We start from the raw sequence: 23,453 nt of genomic DNA, 5'->3' as shown, positions 1-23,453 counted from the left end.
GCCGCGCGTCCTACAGGTTGCCGACGATGTGTTCGAGGCGCTGGGCGACGAGCTCGCGGGCCTTTTCGCGCAGGGCCGGGCGGTAGCCGCTCGGGTAGACGGGATCGCCTGGCGCGTAGTCCTTCAGAACCTCCTTGGCGAGGGTGATCTTGTGCACCTCGGTGGGGCCGTCGGCGATCGCCATCACCTCGGCGTAGTTCATCATGTCCACGAAGGGCAGGTCGGTGCTGACGCCGATCGCGCCGTGCAGATGCAGTGCGCGCTGGGCGATGTCGTGCATCACCTTGGGCATGGCCACCTTGATGGCGGCAATGTCCTTGCGCACCTTCAGATAGTCCTGTTCCTTGTCGATGCGCCACGCGGTGCGCAGGACGAGCAGGCGGAACTGCTCCATCTCGATCCAGCTGTCCGCGATGCGTTCCTGGGTCATCTGCAGGCCGGCCAGCGGGCCCTTGCGCATCGGGCGGGAGACGGCGCGTTCGGCCATCATGTCGAAGGCCTTGCGCACCAACGCGACCGTGCGCATGGCGTGGTGCACGCGGCCGCCGCCGAGGCGGGTCTGCGCGACGATGAAGCCCTGGCCTTCGGCGCCGAGCAGATGGTCGGCGGGGACGCGGACATCGGTGAAGCGCAGGTGGCCCTCGTGCTCGCTGAACCCGTGCACGTGGAAGTTCTTGACGATCTCCAGGCCGGGGGTGTCGGCGGGCACGATGAACATCGACATGCCCTGGTACGGGCTGACTTCGGTGTTGGTGACCACCATGACGATGTGGAAGCTGGCGAACTGGGCGTTGGAGTTGAACCACTTCTCGCCGTTGATCACCCAGTGGTCGCCGTCGCGCACGGCGCGCGTCTTGAACGTCGTCGGGTCCGAGCCGCCGGTGGGTTCGGTCATCACGTAACAGGAGCCGATCTCGCCGGCCAGCAGCGGCTCCAGGTATTTCGCCTTCTGCTCCGCGGTGCCGTAGTGCGCCAGAATCTCGGCGTTGCCGGAATCCGGTGCCTGGCAACCGAAGACCGACGGCGCCCAGAACGACGTGCCGAGCACCTCGTTGAGCAGGGCCAGCTTCATCTGCCCGTAGCCCTGGCCGCCGAGCTCCGGGCCGAGGTGGCAGGCCCACAGTCCCTGCTCCTTGACCTGCTCCTTGAGCGGGCGCATCAGCGCCATCGCCTCTTTGTCGGTGCGATCGTAGGGGTTCGGGTAGAGCAGGTCGAGCGGCTCCACCTCGGTGCGGACGAATTCCGCCGCCCAGTCCAGCTTCTGCTGGAAGTCCGGGTCGGTCTCGAAATCCCAAGCCATGGTCAGCCTTTCGTGTGTTTGTCGGACGTGCTCACCACGCCGTCGAGGAAGGTGGTCGCGAGGATGTCGGCGATCTCGGCGGGGGAGTGCTCGCCGTGCGGCCGATACCAGAAGGTCACCATGTTCAGCATGCCGAGCACGCTGTTGGTGACCACGTGGTCGTCGGTGCGCAACAGACCGGCGGCGTGACCCGCGTCGATCACCCGCTGCCAGCATTGCTGTACCTGGTCGCGAAGTTCCTGTAGCTGCGCACCGCGTTCACCGCTGAGCGCGGTGACATCGCGCAGCTGGATCGCGACCTCGCGGCGGTGATCGATGATCAGGCCGACGTGGCTGTGGATCAGCTTGCGCAGCTTGGTGATCGGGTCGTCGGCGCTCGCGGTGATGCGTTCGGCGTCGACCAGCATCAGCTGAATGTAGTCGTGCAGGATCTGCCAGAGCAGTTCCTCTTTGGAGCCGATGTGGTAGTACAGCGCGCCGCGCTGCACGTCGGCGCGGTCACCGATCTCCGCGACACCGGTGCCGTGGAAGCCCTTCTCCGCGAACAGTTCCACTGCGGCGCGCACGATGCGTTGCCGGGTGTCGCCCGCCGTCGATTCGGCGGCCGGCGGGCGGCCGCGACGGCGGGTCGGTGCGACATCGGGTAACCGGGTCATCGGCTCACCACCGCGCTCGGTCGCGTCCGCGCGATGTCGGGGGCGCCTCATTCCCCCCGCGTGGAGCACGATGCGGGACTCATCGGGCCGGGTCCAACACGACCTTGCTCACCCCGTCTGCGCGCTCGGCGAACAGTCGATAGGCGTCCGCGCCCTCGGACATCGGAAGCGGATGGGTGACAATAGCTTCCGGGCGCAACCGGCCCGCCGCGGTGAGCTTCAGCAAGGTGGGTAGCTCGTACTGGATCGAGCACAGTCCGATATGGAACTCGAGCTCCTTGACCTGAGCCAGCGGCATATGGAACGGGTAGGCCCGGTTCTGGTTGACACCGATGACGCTGACCCGGCCGCGATGGCCGACCGCGCTGGTGGCCAGCTTGATGGTGGCGTCGGCGCCGACGGCTTCGATCGCGACATCGGCGCCGCCGTCGAGCATGTCGCGGATCGCGAGCTTGGGGTCCTCGGCCTCGATCGGCTCGGCGCCGAGTTCGGCGGCCTGTTTGCGGCGCTCGGGGATCAGGTCGACGCCGAGCACCCGCGCGGCACCCATCGCGAACGCCGACTGGATCGCCATCAGCCCGACCGGGCCGAGGCCGATCACCACGACGGTCTCGCCGGGCGCGATGCGCGCACGCCGGGCGCCGTACCACGCGGTGGGCGCGTTGTCGGTGAGCACCACCGCGGCGGCGTCGCTGACTTCCTCGGGCAGCCGCACCAGGTTTCCGTCGGCGTGCGGGACGGCGAGCAGCTCGGCCTGCCCGCCGGGCAGTGCGCCACCGAGCCCGTAGCAGGCATCGATCGCCAGGGGCGTGCGCTCGCAGGCGGCCACGATGCCGACCCGGCACTTGGCGCAGCGGTCGCATCCGGCGGACGCGGCCACCAGCACCCGGTCGCCGACCGCGAGGCGACGCACCTCCGGGCCGAGTTCGACGATCTCGCCGACGGCTTCGTGGCCGACGCTGTAGCCGGTCTTGTCGGTGAAGCCGTGCCCGCCGTATATGTGCAGGTCGCTGCCGCAGATGCCGGTCGCGGTGACCCGGATGATCGCGCTGTCCGGCGCGGTGAGGGTGGGGTCGGGCACGTCGGAGTACGAGATCTGCCGCGGGCCTTGGTAAGTCAGTGCTTTCATCGCCAACCGCCGTCCAGTGCGAGGGTGGCGCCGGTGCAGAAGGCAGCGGCGTCCGTGGCGAAGAATATTGCGGCGCCCACGATCTCGTGTGGTTGACCGACTCGTTGCTGGGCGTTGAGAGTGTCGAGGTGCGTGCGCATCTCCTCGGTCCAGGCCTTCGAGATGTCCGTAGCGAAGGCGCCGCACTGAATCGTGTTGACCCGCACCGTCGGTCCGAAGCTCTGCGCGAGACCCGCGGTGAGCGTGTTCAATCCGGCCTTCGCGGCGGCATAGGGCAGCGCGAACGGCGCAGGCCGGACCGCCTCGATCGAGGAGATGTTGATGATCGACCCGCCGCCGTCGGCCGCCATCCGGGTGCCGATGAGCGAGGAGAGCCGGAACGGCCCTTTGAGGTTCACACCGATCACCTTGTCGAACAGGGCCTCCGAGACCTGATCCAGGCTCGGGTAGAGGGGTGAGAGGCCCGCGTTGTTCACCAGCACGTCGACCCGGCCGAATTCGGCGTAAGCGGTCTCCACCAGTGCGTCGCACTGCGCCCAGTCGCTGACATTGCACGCCACCGGCAGCGCACGCCGGCCGTGGGTGCTCCGCACCTCCTCTGCCAGTGCCACGCAACTGTCGAGTTTGCGGCTGGCGATCACCACGTCCGCACCCGCCGCGGCGAACGCCAGCACCATCTCTTTGCCGAGGCCACGGCTCCCGCCGGTCACCACGACGACCTTGTCCCTGAGCGACACGCACACTCCCGCCAGATCAGAAAATGTTCCGATCAGTACATTAAATCCCGGCGGCGATACAATCAAGGGGTTGTCCGGCCGACCGCCGACACCCCGCGACGCGCCGACTGATCGATCCCCTCACGATCGGCGTGCCGAAATTCCCACGGCGAGAGGCCGCGTTCGACCCGGTACGGGGTGTTATCACTACCCACGGGTAACATGGATGCGTCTTTCCCACCCGGCTTTCTCAGAAGTGAGGCAGTAGATGACAGAGCGGATTCAGGTCGGCGGGCTTCAGGTGGCCAGCGTTCTCCACGAGTTCATCGAGAACCAGGCGCTCCCCGGAACCGGCGTAGATTCCGCCGCGTTCTGGGCCGGAGCCGAGCAGGTCATCAACGATCTCGCACCGCGCAATCGCGCGCTGCTCGCCGAACGCGACGAGATCCAGGGCAAGGTCGACGCCTGGCACGCCGAGCACCCCGGCGCGAACTACGACAAGGCCGCCTACAAGAGCTTCCTGAGCGAAATCGGCTACCTGCGCCCCGAACCCGCCGATTTCCAGATCGCCACCCAGAACGTGGATACCGAGATCGCCACCACCGCGGGCCCGCAGCTCGTGGTGCCGGTGATGAACGCCCGCTTCGCGATCAACGCCGCCAACGCGCGGTGGGGCTCGCTGTACGACGCGCTCTACGGCACCGACGCCATCTCCGAGGCCAACGGCGCGGAGAAGGGCAAGGGCTACAACAAGGTTCGCGGCGACAAGGTCATCGAGTGGGCCCGTAACTTCCTCGACGACTCCGCGACCCTGATCACCGGCTCGCACGTCGGCTCGACCTCCTACAAGATCGTCGACGGTGAGCTCGAGGTCGGCCTGGAAGACGGCACCGAGATCGGCCTCGCCGATCCGTCGCAGCTCGTCGGCTACCTCGGCGACCCGGCCGCGCCGACCGCAGTGTTGTTGAAGCACAACGGTTTGCACATCGAGATCCAGATCGACCCCGAGTCGCCCGTCGGCAGCACCGACACCGCGGGCGTCAAGGATCTGGTGCTCGAGTCCGCGATCACCACGATCATGGACTTCGAGGACTCGGTGGCGGCCGTGGACGCCGAGGACAAGGTCCTCTGCTACCGCAACTGGCTGGGCCTGATGAAGGGCGACCTCGCCGAGCAGGTCAGCAAGGGCGACAAGACCTTCACCCGCACCATGAACCCCGACCGCGTCTACACCGCGCTCGACGGCAGCGAGCTTGTGCTGCATGGTCGTTCGCTGCTGTTCGTGCGCAACGTCGGTCACCTGATGACCAGCGATGCCATCCTCGACGCCGAGGGCAACGAGGTGCCCGAAGGCATCATGGACGGCCTGGTCACCTCGCTCGTCGCCACCCACTCGCTGCGCGGCGACACCGAGCTGAAGAACAGCCGCACCGGCTCGGTCTACATCGTGAAGCCGAAGATGCACGGCCCCGACGAGGTCGCGTTCACCAACGAACTGTTCGGCCGGATCGAGGACGTGCTCGGCCTGCCGCGCAACACCCTCAAGGTCGGCATCATGGACGAGGAGCGTCGCACCACGGTGAACCTCAAGGCCTGCATTCAGGCCGCCGCCGACCGCGTCGTGTTCATCAACACCGGCTTCCTCGACCGCACCGGCGACGAGATCCACACCTCCATGGAGGCCGGGCCGATGGTCCGCAAGGCCGACATGAAGGCCCAGCAGTGGATCAAGTCCTACGAGGACTGGAACGTCGACACCGGCCTGGCCACCGGACTGCCCGGCAAGGCACAGATCGGTAAGGGCATGTGGGCGATGCCGGATCTGATGCACGACATGCTCGAGCAGAAGATCGGGCACCCGAAGGCGGGCGCCAACACCGCGTGGGTGCCGTCGCCGACCGCCGCCACCCTGCACGTCACCCACTACCATCAGGTGAACGTGCTGGAACGGCAGCAGGAGATCATCAAGGGCGGCCCGCGCGCGACCGTCGACCAGATCCTGGAGATCCCACTCGCCGCGGCGCCGAACTGGTCCGCCGAGGAGAAGCAGCAGGAACTGGACAACAACTCCCAGTCCATCCTCGGCTACGTGGTGCGCTGGATCGACCAGGGCGTCGGCTGCTCCAAGGTCCCCGACATCGAAGACGTCGCCCTCATGGAAGACCGTGCCACCCTGCGCATTTCGAGCCAGCTGATGGCGAACTGGCTGCGCCACGGCATCGTCACCGCCGACGAGGTAGTGGCCAGCCTGGAGCGGATGGCACCGGTGGTGGACCGGCAGAACGACGGCGACCCGAACTACCGTCCGCTGTCGCCGGACTTCGCGGGCAGCATCGCCTTCCAGGCGGCCAAGGAACTGATCCTCGAGGGCACCAAGCAGCCCAACGGGTACACCGAGCCGATTTTGCATCGGCGTCGGCGGGAGGCCAAGGAAGCCTGCAAGTAGCGTGACGTTCAGTGCTGAAAAGTAGCGCCTAGCAACGCTTTTCGGCTTGAGGCCCCGCGCCGGGGACACCCGGCGCGGGGCCTCTTTCATTACTGGAGCTCAGCGGAAATACCGGTTCGTCACGCCCAAACCGGTCACAAAACGGGGTGTGCCGCCACAATCACCAAAGCTTGCCTACCAGCGGATTTGTAGCCCCTCCCTTCGGGCTGCGCCTGCGGTGGTGCGAATCGTAGGTCTCATGACCGAACTGGTGGGTCGGACGCAATGCTCGCGTCAGTCAGTGACCCGCTGGCCCAGGGGCGCCGGGATGTACGTCCATCGCCCCGGCCCAGCGCGGATGAGATGCAAATGGTTCGGTCGCCTCCGGCGGTTATGCGCTACCGGGCCCCCACACCACGGATTCGGTGTCGGTGGCTCGGCGGCGATACCCGATGCCTGTGGCGGCAGTTGCGGCGCTGGTCGCTGCGGACGGCTGCTTGGACGTTGGGCGCAGTCCATTCGCGAAAAGGTTCCTGGCGATCGAGTGACCCTTTTTGCGTCTGGCAATCTCGCGGCAAACGGCACGCTGTAGATGTTCTTGCGCAGCGTGCTGGCCTTCGATGCTGTCACCGGTCGCAGGCGGTGACGATCTGTACAGCCCGCCGTTATCGTGTTCCTCGCTCACCACCCCTGAATGGCGGGCGATGGTGTCGCAGTTCGGCTGCGGTGGTTCTGCGGGGCACCAGGACGGCGGTACCGCAGGGGAATACAGGGGCAACTACGGTTCGAATCTGCCCCTGAGAGTGCTCGGTTGACTAAAGAATCAGCGAACCCGAGGGTTGGGGCTCAGCTTCACCTCGCTGGTCAACGTGGTGCCCTGTGACCGTATGGGGCCTTGTTCGATTCCGCAGCGGATTATCCCCGATATTCCCTGCCGATACCGCCGAGATCGTCCTGTACGCCGACGAGCGCGATCTTTGAGCGACCCGCGCGAGTTCTCTGCGGATGCCGGGTTGTCATCGACTGGTTGAGCTGGAATCCGACGACACGATGAGCTCTCCGATGAACATCACTTTCGACAGCGGGAGAGAAACGTCGTGCCCGGAAGTACGATGCCCTTCATTGGAACTCGAGCTCGGCATACTCGTATTCGCCATCGTCGATGGTAGTGTTGCTGTTTTTGTCTATAAATATCGTTAGCGCGACGCCGGGAGGGAATATTTCGCTCTGGGGCGCGCGAATAGATTTGACGAAAAACTTCTCCATTTGTGGCGAATTCCCCACTGCATCGACAATCCGGTCACGGGCGAAATGGTTGTGGCCTTCTTTGCCGAGGAACAGTCCGGTCTCGCCATAAGAATGGTCCGCGTAACCGGTACCTGGTCGGAAATATGATGTGTCGGCGGTTCTACGTCCATTTGCCAGATCGAAGATCGATCGGTCGAGCCAGGCAACAATACGGACTCCTACGTCCGCCCCACGGCGAGGCAGGTGGATCTCGAACGGCTTCGGCTGCAGCCTGACCTGGGCTACATCGTAGCCTGGGTCACGGCTGGTTCGGACTGGAGGGCGGGCACCGTCCTGCCAGAACTCGAAACCGAGAACCGGGGTAGCGGCCGTAGTACCGATGGGCAGCCGTTGGTCGTTACTCGTCGTCGAAGCAGCCGCTCCGGGGTTGTCATTTCCCTGTCCCGCCGGTGCCTGCAAGATGGCGAGCGTAGCCAAAACGACCGCCATCACTGTAGCCGTCACGCCGATCGCCTTCTCCGCAACGATGGCCCGCTCGGACCGAGGACTCTCCTGCGGAGAGGGGTAGTGTCGAGCGCGAAAAATATCGATGAAGGCCGCAATACCGACTGCTGCGGCCAGGACTGCGGCGGTACCGACGAGACCAATCGTTGTAAAAAGAGAGAGAATGTCCGCCGAATTTCCGACTATTCCTAAGGTGCCGATAACAATGGCGGCGGTCAGGGAAATGATCTGCAATCGCGCACGTTGACCTGCCATCCGCACCCCTCGATTCATGACAATCGAAATACTATGATACTGGCTTCCTCTGCGCCGGCTGACCGCAACGTAGGCTGGGCACGGATGATCGATCAGATCAGACAACGCTAGTTCGGTGTGGTCCGGCGGCCCGCAGACTTGGACCCTCCACGACGTCGCCGACCTCGCTTAGGCGGATGCGAGTCTCGTTCCAGTTGCGCCATATAGTGGGTCGCCACGTCAGGGGAAGGGGACTTCACTGTGTCAGGAAGTTCGCTGCGGTCGTCAACTGAGGCCGACCCTCGGTTCAGCCGCAACCGCGCAGTCGTTCGCTTCCGGAGGGGCAGGAGGTCGGTCCGAGTCGCACCCGGACGATCAAGGGCGGATGTTCAGCCGCTCGAAGAGCTGTGCGATCTCGGCAGCGCTGGCACGTTTCGAGGACGATTTCCGCCCAAATGATGCCTTCGCAGTCGCATTGCGCGGGTTGCCCGCCGCATTCGCGCTGTGGGGAGCAGCCTTGATTGCGTCATGCACAGCGGCTCACCCTTCAGACGCGCGGGTCTGGGCACATACGCTGACGTCGGGATCGGCCCTCGGGCGCGGTGACCCCGGTGATTGGTACCGCAAGCACTACTGATGCCCAGACCGCAGCGTTGGCAGCAGCGACGAAGCCCGCCCGCCAGTCAGGTCGCTAATCGGTCCGGCAGTGCTGGGTGTACTGCGGTTGATCCCCACGTTGATCATTGTGGCAATCGTCGGAGTCGCCTCTTCCTCGGATGCCCAGTCGATCCGCCTGGCGTTCCGATCGCCGGGTGGATCTCCTCCGGTCGTCGGTGGCGAATTTGTTACGCACCTTGTCAAATTCTCTACTCGCCCAACAGTATTGAGCGCGGCACACTGGGGCACATGAACCCAACACTCCTCCCTGCGGGAGCAGGCGCATCTGCACTGAGCTCGTGTGCGGTGATCAAAAGGACACGCGATCCTTGCTCAGTTGGGGCAGAAACGCCCAAGCGGCGACTCGGGCGGGCGCATCAATGTCCCGGACGGCGCGCCTGCCGACGGTGAATGCATTCGTGACATTCAACCCCATAACGATCAGGCCCCTGCGGGTCAGGTTCCCAGACGGGTGAGCCAACCCCAAGCCTACTGGTATCTGGGTATTGCCCCAGATACCAGGGCTGCCGTCAGACTTGACATGATGTAACACTTCTATGTGAAATAATCATCGGCATTTCCGCCCATTAGAAGAAGCTCGGAGCGAATCAACTGCGGTTGACAACGCGACGGTCACGACTATATTGCGGGCGCGTTCGAGCCCGAGTCGAGTGACGTTTCGGCGGCACCATAGTCAAGGCGTCAGCGCTACCTCTGTCAGTGATTCGCCGCACCCAACTCGGCCAAGGTCGCACCGAAGCAAATCCCGCCGGTAAGAACATGTGTCTCAAACCCACGTAAAGGTTGGAATCGTGAACAATAGATTACGAGCGATTGTTGTCGGAATGGCAGTTGCGAGCACCGCAGCGATGGCAGCTCCCGCTCAGGCATCAGATGGAGTCAGCCGGCCTCCCGAATCCCTAGGCAGTGGTTTATATTTCGTCAATCACGCTACCGGTAAATGCCTGGAGGTGAGTAACAATGATGGCCGTAACGGTGCGCGAGTCCAACAGTGGAAATGCGAAGATCAGGATTCGGCGTATTGGACCAGTCACTATGACGACAGCACCGGAGAGAATCTCTACTTCTTTACGCCAGTGTCGCATCCCACCAAGTGTCTGGAGATCGCCGACTACAGCAAGCAAAACGGCGCCAAGGCTCAACTATGGGATTGCGTCGGGCAAGCAAACGCATACTGGAGATGGAAAGACGATCGAATCGACGGCGTATACCGCTCCTTCTTCGTCAATCTTCACAGCGGGAAGTGCCTAGAAATCGCAGACGCCAACCAATCAAACGGAGCGGTGGCGCAACAGTGGGATTGCGTAGGTCAACGCAACGCTTTCTGGGATGACAAATACCAGCCATGAATCTTCACTTCCGCCGGTTTCGGAAGCTGAATATGGATCCTGAAACCCGAAAGCCGGGTGTCGTCCCACTTCAATGAACAGGCGGCCCATAGGAGGGTGCCGGGATAGAACTCACGCCATGGGAAACTATGTCGAACTTTATGCCTGACCTGGCACGCCTGAGCTGTCTCGCAGGGGATGCTTCGGGGAATGGGAGCCACGGGTGCAATTGCCTTAGCCGGCACCGTAGGCCCTCGATGGATCGAACACGCCGCACGCTGCCCAAGACAACTGGCGCTGGTGTCGTATGTGCGAGGGCCACTGCCGTCGGCAGCGGCAACTATCTGATCAGCATCAACCTGCTCACCTCGGTCCGCCGCTTCTACCTGGACCTGGCGGCATGGGCGGCTACCGATCCGGCACGCTGGGCTGCGTGGGTGGCACCGTGCCCGACCAGCCCCGCGGAGACGAGCGCGAAAAAGCTCGAACGCCGACGCAAGGAACGCATGGATCAGCGCACGCGTGAGCGGCTGCCTGTGTGGCCACAGCTAGTGCGCCTGGCCGAGCACCGGATGCGCGATGCCCAGGCATTGGTCGCTGCGGCTGTGGCCGCACCCGCTGGTGCCAGTTTCGAGTTCGGTGAGCGCGTCTACACCCGCTCCAAGCCGTGGACCGAGGCCTGCACCGAGACTATCCCGCACATCTCCGACTCTGATGGTCGCCGGATTCGGTTGCACGAGTTGGAGAATCGCGCGTTCTGGGCGTGGGCGAGTGTGGAGGTGCTGCGCCATACCGGTGCTCGGATCGAGGAAATGCTCGAGATCAGCCACCACAGCATCATCCAGTACCGGCTGCCCGGTACCGGGGAGATCGTGCCGCTGCTGCATATCGCGCCGTCGAAGAGCGATGAGGCGCGACTGCTGGTGGTGGGCCCGGAGTTGGCCGACGTGCTGGCCACGATCGTATCCCGGGTCCGCGACCGTGACGGGCGGGTGCCGCTGGTGCCGTTCTACGATTTGGCCGACCGGACCTAAACGCCTTGGCGCCGCTGCTGTTCCAGTGGCGCTCCGGCGCACAGCGACGCGGGGTCTCCGCGGGGCTGGTTCGCGCGGCGCCGATCGAGCTGTTGGACAAGACCGCGATGACCGACGCTGCGGGCGAGCCGCTGTACTTCCAGCCGCATGACCTGCGCCGGATCTTTGTCACCGAGGCGATCGTGAACGGCATGCCTCCGCATAGCGCATAAGTTCTTTTCGGGGCACAAGGACATTAACACCACCACGGGTAACAAGGCGATCTACCCATAGGAAACGATCCAAGCCCTTCGAGCGTTCATTGCCCGCCTGGCGCGCCTTGCGCCCGGGCGAGGAGTACCGCACCCCGACCGATACCGAGTAGGAGGAGTTCCCGGGCCATTTCGAACGTTGCAAACTGGCTCTCGGTGATTGCGGGCGTGCTTATGGAACAAGTTGCCAGCACGAGCACAGCTGCTTCTCTGAACTACTGGTAGGGCTGGTGACGTGCGAAAAGTATTGCTTGCGAAGCTTTCTCTTCCGGGGCGAGCAGCATGTGAGCCTCGACCTTGAATCCGGCATCACGCAGCCAGGTCGTCATGAGGTCCGGCTGCCGACGGTGGACATGGACATTCATCGGGTGACCGCCATAGCCTTGGGTCTTCAACTGCGACTCGGTGCCGACGTGGAACAGTAATTGCAGTGGTCCGCCGGGACGCAGTACTCGATGAAAGTGCCTCAGCACGGCCGGGACCTCGTCGTCGGGGACGTGGATCAACGACTGCCAAACCAGCATGCCGGCCATCGAGGCTGCCGGGAAGTCCAGCTCCGTCATAGAACCCACCTCGAACCGCAGTCCGGGGTGGTCACGCCGAGCTGCCTCGATCATCCCAGGGGAAAGATCGACACCGAAAGCATCAACACCCAGCTCGTGTAAGTAGGCGGTAACGTGTCCGGGACCGCACCCGACATCGGCTACGAGCCCGCCGCCAGCGGCCCGCACGCTGTCCGCGAACAATGCCAGAGCTGCACGGAGGTATGGGTGTCCAGCCAAGGCATCGCGCACCTGGTCGGCATAGCTCAGCGCGACAGTGTCGTAGGAGATTCGGGTATCGGTCAACCAGTCGTCTGCGCTCATCAACGGCAGGGTAGTCCGTAACCATCAATCGCCGTTGACCGACGCTGCGGCGGCTGGATTGAGGAGCATCTGAGCTAATCCCTATGGGGCAGCAGTCCTTCCGAAAATCGCATCGAATCCGGGGATGCCGAGTTCGGTCCCTGCTGTGGTTCGCTGGGGCGTGGCGTCGATCTGGGCGAGTTTGTCGTTGACGCCGCTGTAGCTGACCTGCAGGCTCTCGACTTCGCCGAGCCAGCCCTCGCGTCTGGCCTCGATGATGCGGGCTTCGAGATTGACGCGGATCTCTTCGAGCCTGGCTCGTTGGGCCGGGTCCGGCCTCAGGAGTGAACATCGGACACATGCGTGCTCATGAATACACGGCGTCGAAAATGCCCGCGCGCATGTCCCGACCGACACTTTCCGCTTCTCGAAGTGGGACAGAAATGCGTCCCACTCTTCGTCGGTCGGAGTGCGGTATTCCTCGCCGGGCCGAACGGACCGGCGGCGCGCGATGAACGCCCGGTGCGCCTCAATGGTTTCTGCAGGGTAGACGGCCTTGTAACCCGTGGTTGTGTCGATGCTTTTGTGCCCGCAAATGACCTGTGCGATGTGCGGTGGCAGGCCGTTCATGATGGCGTCGGTGACGAAGATCCTGCGGAAGTCGTGGGGGCTGAAAATCAGTGGGTCGCCGTTCGGGTCGGTGAGCCGGGTTGCGGCGAGGGTGTTGATGAGCAGCTTGCGGATCGCGGTCGGGGTGTAAGCGCGGCGTTCGTTGCCGATGCCGCGCTGGAACAGCACGGGCATCGGCGGGTTCCAGATTCTCTCCCTGACGTCGTAGGAGACGATTAGCGGGATGGAGCCGTCCGGGTTGCGTAAGCGCTGGACGATGGTGCTGAGAATGTCGGCCGGCTCGGGGCTGACCAGGAGCAGGCGCTCGGTGTCGGTCTTGGACGGTGCGATCTGCAGCAGCGGCACCAGCTCGCCTGTGCTGGGCAGCCGGTATTCGGTGATGCTGTGGTGGGTCAGTTCGAGCAGTTCCTCGCAGCGGATGCCGGTCAGGCGCAAGACCTCGATGGTCGCGAACGCCCAGAACGCCTCCTCTTCCTCGTAGGACAGGTTGCGGCGTTTGCCAGTAGCGACGTCCTCGGCCCAGACGAATCGCCCGATCGCATGGGGAACAACAGCTTTTCGCCACTTTCCGTCGGTGCCGTCGACGATCGCCCCAGGTTCTGCCGCCTGGGCTGAGGCCAGTACTCGGGCCGCAGCGAGACGCCGGTCGTTGACGGTGCGCACGAGGACAGGCAGGACGGGCAGCCGTTCCCGGGTGCGCTGGTCCATGCGTGCCTTGCGGTGCTTGCGTTCCTTGGCCTTCTGAATTTCGGCGTTGGTGATTGGGCAGGGCGCAACCCATGGTCCTCAACAAGCTGGGTCCTCGACAGCCCAGTGCGCGATGTCGAGGTAGAGGGCCCGCACTCGCATCAGTTCATCTTTCAGGTTCAGCCGCGGCACCGGCACCTTGATCCGCTCGCCGTTGCTGCTGATCGTGGTGCGTTCGATGGTGCCGAGGGCGTCCTTCCAGGAACGCATCACCTCCGGAGGGATCTGCAGGGTGTCGATGCCGGGAGACAGTGTCTCGATGCGGGCCCAGAACAGGCCGGCCAGCGTCCTCGAGACCGCGTCGATGCTGGCGAAGTCCAGGGACGGCTGGCGTTCACGCAGGCCGCGGCTGGTCGAAATCCGCGACAACCTCACCGCACGCGTCACCGAGGCCGAAAAGGCGGGCTGGATCGGCGAGGTCGAGGGCCTGCGGGTGAGCCTGGCCGCTGCCCAGGACAAACTCAACCAGCTTGACCAGCGCCCCCGCCGCGCCACGACGGTGGATCTGAGGCTGCCGAGCTTTCCCGACATGAGCGCCCCGCACTGCCCTGCTTCCCGCCTCCAGCCCCGCCCCGTCGCGTCGCCGACGGGGCGACAACCGGCACACGGGATTGACCGGTCGCGGACTGCGTTGGCCGGATCGATGACATCGGGCAGCCAATCGGAATTATCCAGCTAATTGCCAGAAACCGGCCTCACCTCATCGGAAGGGCGACCATGGCGGCGGCGAGACTGGCGTGAGCGGGCTGCCGCGTTACGCGCCGATGCCGTGTGGCCTGAACTGGCTGGGCTCGCGCCTGCGGATCAGCCCTTCGCTGTCGATGGTGAGATCGTGGTCCTCGATCCGTACAGGCTTCGCCACGTCCAGGGGCGCCGTCGCTCCGACCTGATCAGTGCCCGCGACGAGCACCATTGCCGCGCCTCGCCGCGGCGAGGCCGTTGGCAGTCGGAATCGTGAAGCCGACGAGGCGGAGTCACCTTCTACTGGGGGCCGATGCGAATCATGTACTCGCCGCTGCCTTTGGCACTGTGGGAGTAGCCAGCAGGGCAGACATTTCTGCCGAGGCTGAGGCCACTCCACAAGCCTGAGCAGAATCTGCACCAGTACCAGCCGCCCTGCCCGCCACCGTTGGGGCTGTAGTCGAGCAGATAGTCGCCGCTTCCACGCGCGTAGTGAGCGCCCCCGCCGTCGGGGCAGACGATTTTGCCAGCGACGTTGCCGCTGTACCAGAGGCCGTGGCATTTCGAGCACCAGCGCCAGCCGTTCTGTCCACCGCCGCCGTCGGAGCTGTACTTGAGTGTGTAGTTGCCGCTGCCTTCGGCGGTGTGTCCCGTAGAGCTGCCGGGGCAGGGTCTTCCCGAACCGCCTCTGGAGTACCACAAGCCTTCGCAGAATTTGCACCAGCCCCACCAATTCTGGGTAGCGTGGGCCGTGCTCGTCCCGCTGAGAACGACGGCACCGCCCAGAGCGATTGCGCCCGTGGCACCGATTCCGCGAAGCGCGGCTCTACGGGACAGTTCGGGCTTGTCGCTGGAATTCGATATGGGGTTCGACATGAGTTTCTCCATGTTTCATTGACGTTCACGGCAAAGGGTTCGCGGCCCATGCCCCTGTTGGGATGCGGTGGCACAGGACTTTTCGGCGGTCGGCCAGGTCAGTATTCGACGAGTTTTGATTGCTGCGGGTGGGGAGCAAGACCCCAGTTGCGTGTGGTTGCGATCTCGTACTCGTACTGTCACGTTGATGGGTAACGACCGGACGCTGGGGGGTTGAATGTCGCGATTCGTTGCACATCGTGGAGGCACGACTGACCGCGAGATCCTCGATGCGCCTGCCTTGCTGGCTCAGGGATCATGCCGAGCGCAGGTCTCGTGCGAGAGCTCGAGTTCCTTCTCGTCACTGGATCCGTCGCGATGGCGGTACGTCGGGGCCGGACCGGCAGGAAGTTCACACGTTCTAGCTTGACGACCCGAATCACTGTGGGCGAGTGGAGGATTTGACACGATGCGTCACGAATTCGCCATGACTGATGGTGGGCATTCGATCGGGTTGGCTGTCGTACCGGAAACCCCGATCTTCGAGGCCGCGCTGGTGTGTGAGGTCTTCGGCATTCATCGTCGTGATCTGGTTGATCCGTGGTATCGGTTCAGCGTGCACCCCACCGAGCCCAGCACCCCGCTGACCGTGGGTTTCATGGCCGCGCACGCCAGCGCCCTCGAAGACCTCGCTGACCTGGACACCATCATCGTGACCGGGCGCGCGAACCCCCTCGATGGGATCGGCGCACCGTCGGCGCTGCTCGCCGTGCTGCGCGAGGCCGACCGGCGCGGCGTTCGCATCGCCTCGATCTGCTCCGGTGCTTTCGTGTTGGCCGAGGCTGGGCTGCTCGACGGCCGCACCGCGACCACCCACTGGATGCACGCCACCGCGCTGGCCCAGAGATACCCCGATGTTAGTGTCGCCGCCGATGTCCTCTACCACCAGGAAGGCAACATCTGGACCTCCGCGGGAACTGCCGCGGGAATCGACTTGTGCCTGGAATTGATCCGCCGCGACCACGGCGGCGGGGTCGCGGCGGAAGTGGCGCGGCGCATGGTGGTGCCGCCGCATCGTTCCGGTGGGCAAGCCCAATTTGTGCCGGCTTCAGCACGACAGGGCGACCACGGGCCGTCGGAGCCTGAGCTGCTGCGGTGGGCGCGTGAACGTCTCGCCGAGGATCTCACCGTGGCGGATTTGGCGCGCCGTGCCGGACTGAGTCATCGCACCCTGATCCGCCGGTTCAAAGCCACTACCTCGATGACCCCGCAGCAGTGGCTCTCGCGGGAACGTATCACCCATGCCCAGCGACTGCTCGAGACCACCGACCTGCCCGTCGACCGCATCGCCCATCACTGCGGTCTCGGCACCGCCGCCAATCTGCGCGCGAAGTTCCGCCAGCACCTCGGGGTGACACCGACCTCCTACCGCCGCACTTTTGCTACCGGATCAGACACTCCGGAGCACTACATCTGAATGCGTAACGTGGAATGCGTCATCGAGTGGTGCAGCGGCGCTCGGTCAGACCGATGCCACCCGTCCTGATACGGGCGTGCGGGACCGAGCGCCGCACCGTAACGACGCCCGAACAGGAACTCGCTGGCTCAATCTGGCCTGCCGAGGTGGGGGCCTTCGACTATTAGTACGCCCGTCCCCATTTGTTACTTCCGTTGGTGGAGTGGTCGCAACCCTCCAGAGTTACCGGGGTGCCTGTGTTGTAGTTCTTCAGGTCCATGCATTCGGTTCGACTACAGCCGAGGCTGACGAGCTTGGCTTCGTCAACTCTGGCGGCGTGGGCGTTACCGGCACCAGCTGGCGAGACCTGCGGCCCGACAGGGCGTCCTCCGCTACTCATCCGCGAACCACAGCGACCGGATTGAACAGCCGCGCTCGGATGAGGCCGCTTCGGGTCGTTGGGCGAGGTGGTCAATCGTGGATATCCGGTGCCGGTGTGGGGGCGTGGGTGGTTGAGCGCGTGGGTGCGCTCGACGCCGTCGCTGGCCCGTTAGTTCAGAGAAGGGACTATGAGGTGAAATACGACGGAATCCGCGCTGCCGCATACGTTTCCGACACACTGAAATTGATCTCGCGAAACGGCAACGAGGTGACCGGCTCGTTTCCCGAGGTAGCCGCCGCGCTGATCCGCAGCGTCGGCGTGCAGCTGGTTGCCTTCGATGTGCTGGAGTATCAAGGCCGGTCGTTGATCGGCATGCCCTACGTTGCCCGCCGCGAGATCCTCGACGATCTCGCACTGTCCGGGCGGCTGGTGCTGACCCCGCCCTACTGGACCGTGGACGCGACACCATGCTCGACGTGGCCCGCCAGCACGACTCGAGGGCATCGTGTCCAAGCGCCTCGATTCCGCTTGTCAACCCGGCCGCCGCTGCCGGCTGTGGATCAAATCGGTGCTGCGCAAGACGACGGAAGTTGTTGTGGCAGGCTGGATTCCAACCAGCGGCGGCCTACGCGAAAGCGTCGGATCGTTGGTGCTGGGAGCCTACGCCGAGGATTCGGCATTCGTCTATGTGGGCCATGTAGGCACGGGTTTCACTCGTGCGATGCGCCAGGCGCTGCGCGAACAGCTCGACGAGCTCGCTCGACCCGACAGCCCCTTCGATCTCGCGCCGGCCCGGGCCCGCGGCGTCCGCTGGGTCACGCCCCTCCTCGTCGGGTCCGTGGAGTATCGGGAGTTCTCCGGCACGACAGTCGTCGGAAATGTCGCACACCAGTGTGGGATCAGTGATCGAAGGCGGCGTAGGCCGCGTTGTCCTGAGCGAGAGCCTCGTACGGCTCGGCCCATTTCGGGTTGGCGCGCAACGCCTGGAATTCACCTCTCAGGGTGGTCGCCGAGGTGGTCCGGGTATCGGTGCTGATGGTGATGGTGAGCCCTTCGCCGAGCAGTGGGACGGCAGGGTGGGCGTCGAGACCGGCCACGGCTCCGGTCTGCACGTTGCTCGTCGGGCACATCTCCAGCGCGATCCGCTCGGTGCGGAGCCGCTCGACGAGCGCTCGGTCGCTGACACAGCGCACCCCGTGACCGATACGCCGCGCGCCCAGCACATCGATGGCTTCCCACATGCTTTCCGCGCCGGCGGCCTCACCGGCGTGCACGGTGGCGGGCACGCCCGCCCGATGCACGAGATCGAAGGCCTCCCGGTGGATTCCGGCGCGATAGGCGGCCTCGTCACCGGCGAGATCGAGCCCGGCGACCACCCCGCGGTTACCGACCGCGGCCTCAGCGACGGCCAGGCTCTGATCCGGACTCTGGTGACGCAGGCAGCACAACAGCAAACCGGTCCGCACGCTCGTGTCCGTACGCCCCTGAGCCAAGCCCGCAGCCACAGCCCGCACGGCGTCGTCGATGCTCATACCGTTGCGGCCGTGCAGTTGCGGGGCGAATCGCACTTCCCCGTACACGACACCGTCTGCGTGCCAGTCCTGAACCAGCTCCCTGGCGGTGCGGGTCAGCGCGTCCGGAGTCTGGAGAACTTGTAGCGGAAAATCGATATAGCCCAAGAAAGTCTTCAAACTATCGCAGCGCGGCGGGGCGGTCACCAACTGTTCGACCGGCTTGTCCAGCGCGATACCCTGCTCGCGCGCGAGCGCGGCGACGGTGTCAGGACGAACGGAACCGTCGAGGTGACAGTGCAACTCGTAGCGCGGAATCGTGATCGTGGCCTCCCGGGAAGCATTTGTGTCCGAGCCGGCCGGCGAGTCCTCGGCGCAACCGGCGAACAAACCCACGCCCAACGCCGCACCGGCCATCCCAGAGTAACGAAGCACAGTTCGGCGGTTGGGTGTCGCGCCCGGCACGCGATGCGGCGATGTCATGGTCCCGAACCTAGATCGAATCCATTTCCATCAGTTTGCGGTGAAGTTGTCGCCCTGCTCGTATCCGTAGAGGATGTCTGATTCAGGACCATATCCGTGCTGCGGTATCGCCCACAGACGGCGACGCAGCGGAGTTCTTCGCGCACAACCGAGTTCCGCGCCCGGCGGACTTCCGCTCGTCGGCACTATCGGATGTTCTGAGCCGCACCGGGGTCTGGCCCGTCGGCCCCCACCGCGTGGCCGGTTCGCTCAGCGCGCACAGCGGCAAGAGAGTGCGTTCGGCTCGGCGGCGATCGCCGGTTATGGTGGGGACACCGAAATTCAGGTGACCACAAACCCCGACCGACGTCACGATGACACGCATGCTCGTTCGCCCCGCCATCGCTACCGATCTGGACACCGTCGCCACTCTGCTGACCGAGTCCTGGAGTAGCACAACCGTGATCGCCCACGGCACCAGCTACGATGCCTCTCGGCTACCGGCGCTACTCGCCGAACGAGACGGTCGCGCCGTCGGCTTGCTGACCTACACCCTCGACGGCGACAGCCTCGAGATAATCACCTTGGACGCGAGCGAACAGCACTCTGGAATTGGCACCGCCCTGTTCACCGCGGCCGCCGAGTGCGCACGCGAGGCCGCCGCTCGACGGGTCTGGCTGGTCACCACCAACGACAACCTCGACGCCCTGCGTTTCTATCAACGCCGTGGCATGCGGATCACCGCAGTAACGCCGGGCGCCGTCGACAGCGCCCGCACCCTCAAATCCAGCATTCCCGATATCGGTAACTACGGCATCGAGATCCATGACGAACTGATCCTCGAAATGATGCTCTGACCTGCTCGATTCGGTGTCCCCACGCGGGGTGCTCTCGTCTCACCCAGACGGGGCGCGTGTCGGCTTGCGGATATTGTGCGCCGCACCGGATCTCACCACTGAGCGCGGCTCGAGCGGTCGGTTCTCGACGGTGAGACCATGGTGCGGTGTTCGACAGCTTCGAGGAGTGGGACGTCTCCGTTGGTGGCTCCGTGACCATTCATGGGAGAAGCGGGGGTCAGGGGCCGGCGGTGGTGTTGTTGCACGGACATCCCCGGACCCACACAACCTGGTACCGAGTGGCCCCGCAGCTTGCTCTGGCGGGTTTCACCGTCGTGTGTCCCGACCTGCGCGGCTACGGCCGCTCGTCCAAACCTGCCCCCGACGAAAGGCACGAGGTCTACTGCGACCGCACCATGGCAGCCGACATCGTCGCCCTGATGCGCAGCCGGGGTCATCACCGATTCGCCGTGGTAGGCCATGACCGCGGCAGTTACGTCGCCTACCGAACCGCGCTCGATCATCCCGACTCCGTCACCCGCCTTGTCGTCTTGGACAGTGTGCCGATCCTCGAGGCACTCGAACGCGCCGACGCCCGGTTCGCCGCGAAATGGTGGCACTGGTTCTTCTTCGGTGCCGCCCCGCACGCCGAGCGTGTGATCACCGCCGATCCCCTCGCCTGGTATCGGCCCGACGCGAATACCATGGGGCACGAGAACTACCGCGATATGGCACGCGCGGTCAGCGATCCGGCCACCGTGCGCGCCATGCTGGAGGACTATCGAGCCGGACTGACCATCGATCGCGCAAACGACGAGGCGGACCGAGCGGCACGACGCACGATCACTTGCGCCACCCTGGTCGCCTGGTCCACCAGGGACGACATGGAAGATCTCTACGGCGACCCCGCCGACATCTGGCGATCCTGGGTCAGCGGCGAGCTGACATCCGCTCGCATCGAATCCGGTCACCACATGGCCGAGGAAAACCCCGCTCAACTCGCCGAAACCCTTATCCGATTCCTCGGATAGGTGTCGCGGTACCCATGCTGTCGTCGGCACCATCGGATGTCCTGAGCCGCAACGGCTCTGGCACGCCGGCGACTTCCACGTGACCGCTTCGGTCAGCGCGCCCAGCGGCTACTCGACACTGGCCTCAGGGCCATGTAAGTGTGTTGGGCCTGCGCGATCTGATGGCGCCGGGAACTGTGGTCGACCCTGCGCTACTGCAAGGTTCCGAGTTGATTCCGCACGCGGGCAGCGGTTTTCGGCTCGTCTATCGCACGACCGGGCAGAGCGAAGGGTCGGTGATCAGCGGGGGCATGGTCTACGTGCCCGAGGGAAGCCGCAACGTGGCTGGCCGGTCGTTTACTGGGGACGGTATCTCCGGGATGACCGAGGATTGCGTGGCGAGCCGGAACGGCGGTGCCGTCGGGCCGGTTGATCACACGCCGGACCTGCCTCGTTTCCTTGGCGCCGGATACGCCGTCGCCGCAAGCGATTACGTCGGGCTCGGCCCGGTAAGGCGGGCGCACAGTTCGCCGCCCGCGGAGCGGCCCGCCGACTAGGCTTTGTCACGTGTCAGGCTGTCGCTCGATCCTCCGCTCCGGTATCGCATGAGGGCCGTCGTGTACGACCGCTACGGCGGCCCCGAGGTGCTGTCGATCGCGGATATCCCGACGCCGTCGCCGGCGCCGAAACAGGTGCTCGTCCAGGTGTATGCGACGTCGATCAACCTCTCCGACTGGGAGACATTGCGGGGGACGCCGCTGTATTCGCGCATCGGCGGGCTCCGGACTCCCGGTCGCCGGGTTCTCGGATCCGATATCGCCGGACGGGTCGAAGCCGTCGGCACCGAGGTCACCCAGTTCGCGCCCGGTGACGAGGTCTACGGCGACAATCTGATGCTCAAGGGCGGATTCGCTGAATATGCCGTGGCTGCTGCATCGGCGCTGGCCCACAAACCGGCGTCGCTGAGCTTCGCCGAAGCGTCGACCCTGCCCCAAGCCGGGGCGATCGCCCTACAGGGCACGGCCGATATCGCTGCCGGAATGTCGGTGTTGATCAACGGAGCGGGCGGCGGATCCGGAGCGTTCGCGATCCAGTTGGCTAAGAACGCCGGGGCGCACGTGACCGCGGTCGACAACGCCGACAAGCTGACGTTCATGCGCACGCTCGGCGCCGACGAGGTTATCGACTATCGCGTCGAGAACTTCACCCGAACCGGACCATACGACCGAGTACTCGACCTCGTCGCTTACCGGTCGGTCTTCGCCTACCGCAGGTCGGTCGCCCGCGGCGGCCGGTACCGCTGCGTCGGCGGCACCACAAGCGCGTTGCTCCGGATGGCGACGGTCGGCGTGCTCACCGGATTGGTGACCGGGCGTTCTCTCGGAGTCCTCGCGGTGCAGGAAGGGCCCGCGCACTTCACACCCCTCGCGGGGGCGTGTGTCGCAGGCAGGATCGGAATCCACGTCGACCACACCTTCCCGCTCGACGAGACCGCGAAAGCGCTGTCCCACGTTGGTACAGGACGCGCCCTGGGCAAAGTGGTGGTCCAGATCCGCTGATTTGCGGGTCCTGGTGCTTCAGGGCTGGCCTGCTGAAAGCGGTCACACAGCGTGAGGTTCCACGTGTCCATGCAGGTCAGCTGGGTTGATTGGATTGGGCTGTGACACCGATCCGATTCTGCATCGGCCTCGGCGCGAGGCCAAGGAGGTCTGAAGTAGAGTGACGTTCACTGCTGAAAAGTAGCGCCTAGCAGCTCTTTTCAGCTTGAGGCCCCGCACCGGAGACGCCCGGCGCGGGGCCTCTTCCATTACTGGAGTCGCTGACGAGGTGGAAGTCGGTTGTCGAAGCTGACCCGCGATCCGGCTTGCTGGAAACGCGGTGGAATGTCCCCCTGCAGCGGGTGGTCGGCCGGGCACTCGGCAGACTGAGGGAATGGGTTCTGGTTCGTCAGCGCGGCCGACGCCCGCGGATCTGGCCGCGGCGCAGGACAAGACTGTTCCCGATGTGATCGGACCCGGCTTGCATGTGCTGTTCTGCGGGATCAATCCGGGCCTGTGGTCCGGGGCGACCGGATATCACTTTGCTCGTCCGGGAAATAGGTTCTGGCCGGCCTTGCATCGGTCCGGCTTTACACCGCGTCAGTTGCGGCCCGACGAACAGCAAGAAATGCTCGGGCTGGGCTTGGGGATCACGAATGTGGCCGCCCGCACGACCGCCAAAGCCGAGCAACTGACCGCCGACGAACTGCGCGCCGGTGGACGCGCCCTGGTCGATCGGGTCGAGCAGTATCGCCCCCGAGTACTGGCCGTACTCGGTATCGGCGCCTACCGCACGGCTTTCGGTCGCCCGCGCACCACAATCGGCCCGCAAACCGAGCGGATCGGTGAGACCGCGATATGGGTCCTGCCCAACCCCAGCGGGCTCAACGCCCACTACACACTCGACGCCCTCGCCGCGGAATTCCGCGCGCTGCGTGAGGTGGTCGAAACCGGTTGACCCGTACTCGGCGGTAGTGCCATCGCCTCTGCGCGAATT

At 64.8% G+C, this 23,453-nt stretch carries 20 protein-coding genes and 1 pseudogene; 11 read left to right on the top strand and 10 right to left on the bottom strand.

The window, feature by feature from the left end; genetic code table 11:
- Positions 1-10: 10 nt before the first annotated feature.
- From NN4_RS27205 to NN4_RS27190, 4 genes are all read right to left on the bottom strand, one after another.
- A complete protein-coding gene (locus NN4_RS27205) occupies positions 11-1,300 on the bottom strand; it encodes an acyl-CoA dehydrogenase family protein (RefSeq protein WP_135237076.1) in 1,290 nt (429 codons plus the stop codon).
- A 2-nt stretch (positions 1,301-1,302) separates the two neighbouring features.
- Positions 1,303-1,956 carry a TetR/AcrR family transcriptional regulator gene (locus NN4_RS27200; protein WP_147137263.1) on the bottom strand — a complete coding sequence of 218 codons (654 nt, stop codon included), beginning with the start codon at positions 1,954-1,956 and terminating at the stop codon, positions 1,303-1,305.
- Positions 1,957-2,035: 79 nt separating this feature from the next.
- Positions 2,036-3,085 carry an alcohol dehydrogenase catalytic domain-containing protein gene (locus NN4_RS27195; RefSeq protein WP_147137260.1) on the bottom strand — a complete coding sequence of 350 codons (1,050 nt, stop codon included), beginning with the start codon at positions 3,083-3,085 and terminating at the stop codon, positions 2,036-2,038.
- Complete coding sequence (locus NN4_RS27190; protein WP_147137257.1) at positions 3,082-3,822, bottom strand: SDR family NAD(P)-dependent oxidoreductase; 741 nt, start codon at positions 3,820-3,822, stop codon at positions 3,082-3,084. The genes NN4_RS27195 and NN4_RS27190 overlap by 4 nt, the downstream gene beginning before the upstream one ends.
- A 247-nt stretch (positions 3,823-4,069) precedes the next feature.
- Between NN4_RS27190 and NN4_RS27185 the strand changes: the two genes are divergently transcribed.
- A complete protein-coding gene (locus tag NN4_RS27185) occupies positions 4,070-6,247 on the top strand; it encodes a malate synthase G (RefSeq protein WP_147137254.1) in 2,178 nt (725 codons plus the stop codon).
- 1,098 nt (positions 6,248-7,345) lie between these two features.
- On the opposite strand, the gene NN4_RS27180 is transcribed toward NN4_RS27185, so the two are convergent.
- Entirely contained in the window at positions 7,346-8,233 is an 888-nt protein-coding gene (locus NN4_RS27180) for a hypothetical protein (protein ID WP_147137251.1), read from the bottom strand.
- A 1,448-nt stretch (positions 8,234-9,681) separates the two neighbouring features.
- Here NN4_RS27180 and NN4_RS27175 point away from each other — a divergent pair.
- The 3 genes from NN4_RS27175 to NN4_RS46285 all read left to right on the top strand — a co-directional run bounded on the left by NN4_RS27175 (position 9,682) and on the right by NN4_RS46285 (position 11,464).
- The gene (locus NN4_RS27175; RefSeq protein WP_147137247.1) at positions 9,682-10,239 is read left to right on the top strand and encodes an RICIN domain-containing protein; all 558 of its coding nucleotides are present in this window, start codon (positions 9,682-9,684) and stop codon (positions 10,237-10,239) included.
- Between the two features lie 236 nt (positions 10,240-10,475).
- Positions 10,476-11,252 (top strand): hypothetical protein, encoded by a 777-nt coding sequence (locus NN4_RS46290; RefSeq protein WP_246181110.1) that lies wholly within the window; start codon positions 10,476-10,478, stop codon positions 11,250-11,252.
- Between the two features lie 5 nt (positions 11,253-11,257).
- Complete coding sequence (locus NN4_RS46285; protein ID WP_246181109.1) at positions 11,258-11,464, top strand: hypothetical protein; 207 nt, start codon at positions 11,258-11,260, stop codon at positions 11,462-11,464.
- Positions 11,465-11,718: 254 nt separating this feature from the next.
- Here the strand turns inward: NN4_RS46285 and NN4_RS27165 are convergent, their stop codons facing one another.
- From NN4_RS27165 to NN4_RS45205, 4 genes are all read right to left on the bottom strand, one after another.
- The gene (locus NN4_RS27165; RefSeq protein WP_077121924.1) at positions 11,719-12,369 is read right to left on the bottom strand and encodes a class I SAM-dependent methyltransferase; all 651 of its coding nucleotides are present in this window, start codon (positions 12,367-12,369) and stop codon (positions 11,719-11,721) included.
- An 81-nt stretch (positions 12,370-12,450) separates the two neighbouring features.
- Positions 12,451-13,686, bottom strand: coding sequence for a tyrosine-type recombinase/integrase (locus NN4_RS45810; RefSeq protein WP_281289410.1), 1,236 nt, complete (start codon positions 13,684-13,686; stop codon positions 12,451-12,453).
- Between the two features lie 78 nt (positions 13,687-13,764).
- Positions 13,765-14,256 carry a hypothetical protein gene (locus tag NN4_RS45805; RefSeq protein WP_222595179.1) on the bottom strand — a complete coding sequence of 164 codons (492 nt, stop codon included), beginning with the start codon at positions 14,254-14,256 and terminating at the stop codon, positions 13,765-13,767.
- Positions 14,257-14,479: 223 nt separating this feature from the next.
- Positions 14,480-14,638 carry a hypothetical protein gene (locus NN4_RS45205; RefSeq protein ID WP_186818660.1) on the bottom strand — a complete coding sequence of 53 codons (159 nt, stop codon included), beginning with the start codon at positions 14,636-14,638 and terminating at the stop codon, positions 14,480-14,482.
- 1,092 nt (positions 14,639-15,730) lie between these two features.
- Here NN4_RS45205 and NN4_RS27155 point away from each other — a divergent pair.
- Positions 15,731-16,738 carry a GlxA family transcriptional regulator gene (locus NN4_RS27155; protein WP_246181108.1) on the top strand — a complete coding sequence of 336 codons (1,008 nt, stop codon included), beginning with the start codon at positions 15,731-15,733 and terminating at the stop codon, positions 16,736-16,738.
- An 866-nt stretch (positions 16,739-17,604) separates the two neighbouring features.
- Positions 17,605-17,955 (top strand): annotated as a pseudogene (locus NN4_RS46975) (ATP dependent DNA ligase); the annotation flags it as partial.
- 43 nt (positions 17,956-17,998) lie between these two features.
- Here the strand turns inward: NN4_RS46975 and add are convergent.
- The gene (gene add / locus NN4_RS27145) at positions 17,999-19,093 is read right to left on the bottom strand and encodes an adenosine deaminase (protein ID WP_222595178.1); all 1,095 of its coding nucleotides are present in this window, start codon (positions 19,091-19,093) and stop codon (positions 17,999-18,001) included.
- Positions 19,094-19,455: 362 nt separating this feature from the next.
- On the opposite strand from add, the gene NN4_RS27140 reads away from it, so the two are divergent.
- The 5 genes from NN4_RS27140 to mug all read left to right on the top strand — a co-directional run bounded on the left by NN4_RS27140 (position 19,456) and on the right by mug (position 23,414).
- A complete protein-coding gene (locus NN4_RS27140) occupies positions 19,456-19,929 on the top strand; it encodes a GNAT family N-acetyltransferase (protein ID WP_186818659.1) in 474 nt (157 codons plus the stop codon).
- Between the two features lie 146 nt (positions 19,930-20,075).
- Positions 20,076-20,939 (top strand): alpha/beta fold hydrolase, encoded by an 864-nt coding sequence (locus tag NN4_RS27135; protein ID WP_147137241.1) that lies wholly within the window; start codon positions 20,076-20,078, stop codon positions 20,937-20,939.
- A 140-nt stretch (positions 20,940-21,079) separates the two neighbouring features.
- A complete protein-coding gene (locus NN4_RS27130; RefSeq protein WP_222595176.1) occupies positions 21,080-21,475 on the top strand; it encodes a hypothetical protein in 396 nt (131 codons plus the stop codon).
- A gap of 48 nt (positions 21,476-21,523) precedes the next feature.
- Entirely contained in the window at positions 21,524-22,477 is a 954-nt protein-coding gene (locus tag NN4_RS27125; protein WP_147137235.1) for an NAD(P)-dependent alcohol dehydrogenase, read from the top strand.
- Between the two features lie 373 nt (positions 22,478-22,850).
- Positions 22,851-23,414, top strand: a complete 564-nt coding sequence (gene mug / locus NN4_RS27120) for a G/U mismatch-specific DNA glycosylase (protein WP_147137232.1) — start codon at positions 22,851-22,853, stop codon at positions 23,412-23,414.
- Positions 23,415-23,453: the final 39 nt, after the last annotated feature.

Origin of the sequence: Nocardia ninae NBRC 108245, from assembly GCF_007990755.1 — a bacterium.
Classification (GTDB): Bacteria; Actinomycetota; Actinomycetes; order Mycobacteriales; family Mycobacteriaceae; genus Nocardia; species Nocardia ninae.
Note: the sequence above shows the minus strand (reverse complement) of the source record. Positions and strands in the feature narration are given on the sequence as shown.

What these genes read in the sequence shown, in the direction of transcription:
- NN4_RS27205 (WP_135237076.1), bottom strand. Translation starts at nt 1,300, where the DNA reads ATGGCTTGGGATTTCGAGACCGACCCGGACTTCCAGCAGAAGCTGGAC.
- NN4_RS27200 (WP_147137263.1), bottom strand. Translation starts at nt 1,956, where the DNA reads ATGACCCGGTTACCCGATGTCGCACCGACCCGCCGTCGCGGCCGCCCG.
- NN4_RS27195 (WP_147137260.1), bottom strand. Translation starts at nt 3,085, where the DNA reads ATGAAAGCACTGACTTACCAAGGCCCGCGGCAGATCTCGTACTCCGAC.
- NN4_RS27185 (WP_147137254.1), top strand. Translation starts at nt 4,070, where the DNA reads ATGACAGAGCGGATTCAGGTCGGCGGGCTTCAGGTGGCCAGCGTTCTC.
- NN4_RS27180 (WP_147137251.1), bottom strand. Translation starts at nt 8,233, where the DNA reads ATGGCAGGTCAACGTGCGCGATTGCAGATCATTTCCCTGACCGCCGCC.
- NN4_RS46290 (WP_246181110.1), top strand. Translation starts at nt 10,476, where the DNA reads ATGGATCGAACACGCCGCACGCTGCCCAAGACAACTGGCGCTGGTGTC.
- NN4_RS27165 (WP_077121924.1), bottom strand. Translation starts at nt 12,369, where the DNA reads ATGAGCGCAGACGACTGGTTGACCGATACCCGAATCTCCTACGACACT.
- NN4_RS45810 (WP_281289410.1), bottom strand. Translation starts at nt 13,686, where the DNA reads ATGGACCAGCGCACCCGGGAACGGCTGCCCGTCCTGCCTGTCCTCGTG.
- NN4_RS45805 (WP_222595179.1), bottom strand. Translation starts at nt 14,256, where the DNA reads ATGTCGGGAAAGCTCGGCAGCCTCAGATCCACCGTCGTGGCGCGGCGG.
- NN4_RS45205 (WP_186818660.1), bottom strand. Translation starts at nt 14,638, where the DNA reads ATGGTGCTCGTCGCGGGCACTGATCAGGTCGGAGCGACGGCGCCCCTG.
- NN4_RS27155 (WP_246181108.1), top strand. Translation starts at nt 15,731, where the DNA reads ATGCGTCACGAATTCGCCATGACTGATGGTGGGCATTCGATCGGGTTG.
- add (WP_222595178.1), bottom strand. Translation starts at nt 19,093, where the DNA reads ATGACATCGCCGCATCGCGTGCCGGGCGCGACACCCAACCGCCGAACT.
- NN4_RS27140 (WP_186818659.1), top strand. Translation starts at nt 19,456, where the DNA reads ATGCTCGTTCGCCCCGCCATCGCTACCGATCTGGACACCGTCGCCACT.
- NN4_RS27125 (WP_147137235.1), top strand. Translation starts at nt 21,524, where the DNA reads ATGAGGGCCGTCGTGTACGACCGCTACGGCGGCCCCGAGGTGCTGTCG.
- mug (WP_147137232.1), top strand. Translation starts at nt 22,851, where the DNA reads ATGGGTTCTGGTTCGTCAGCGCGGCCGACGCCCGCGGATCTGGCCGCG.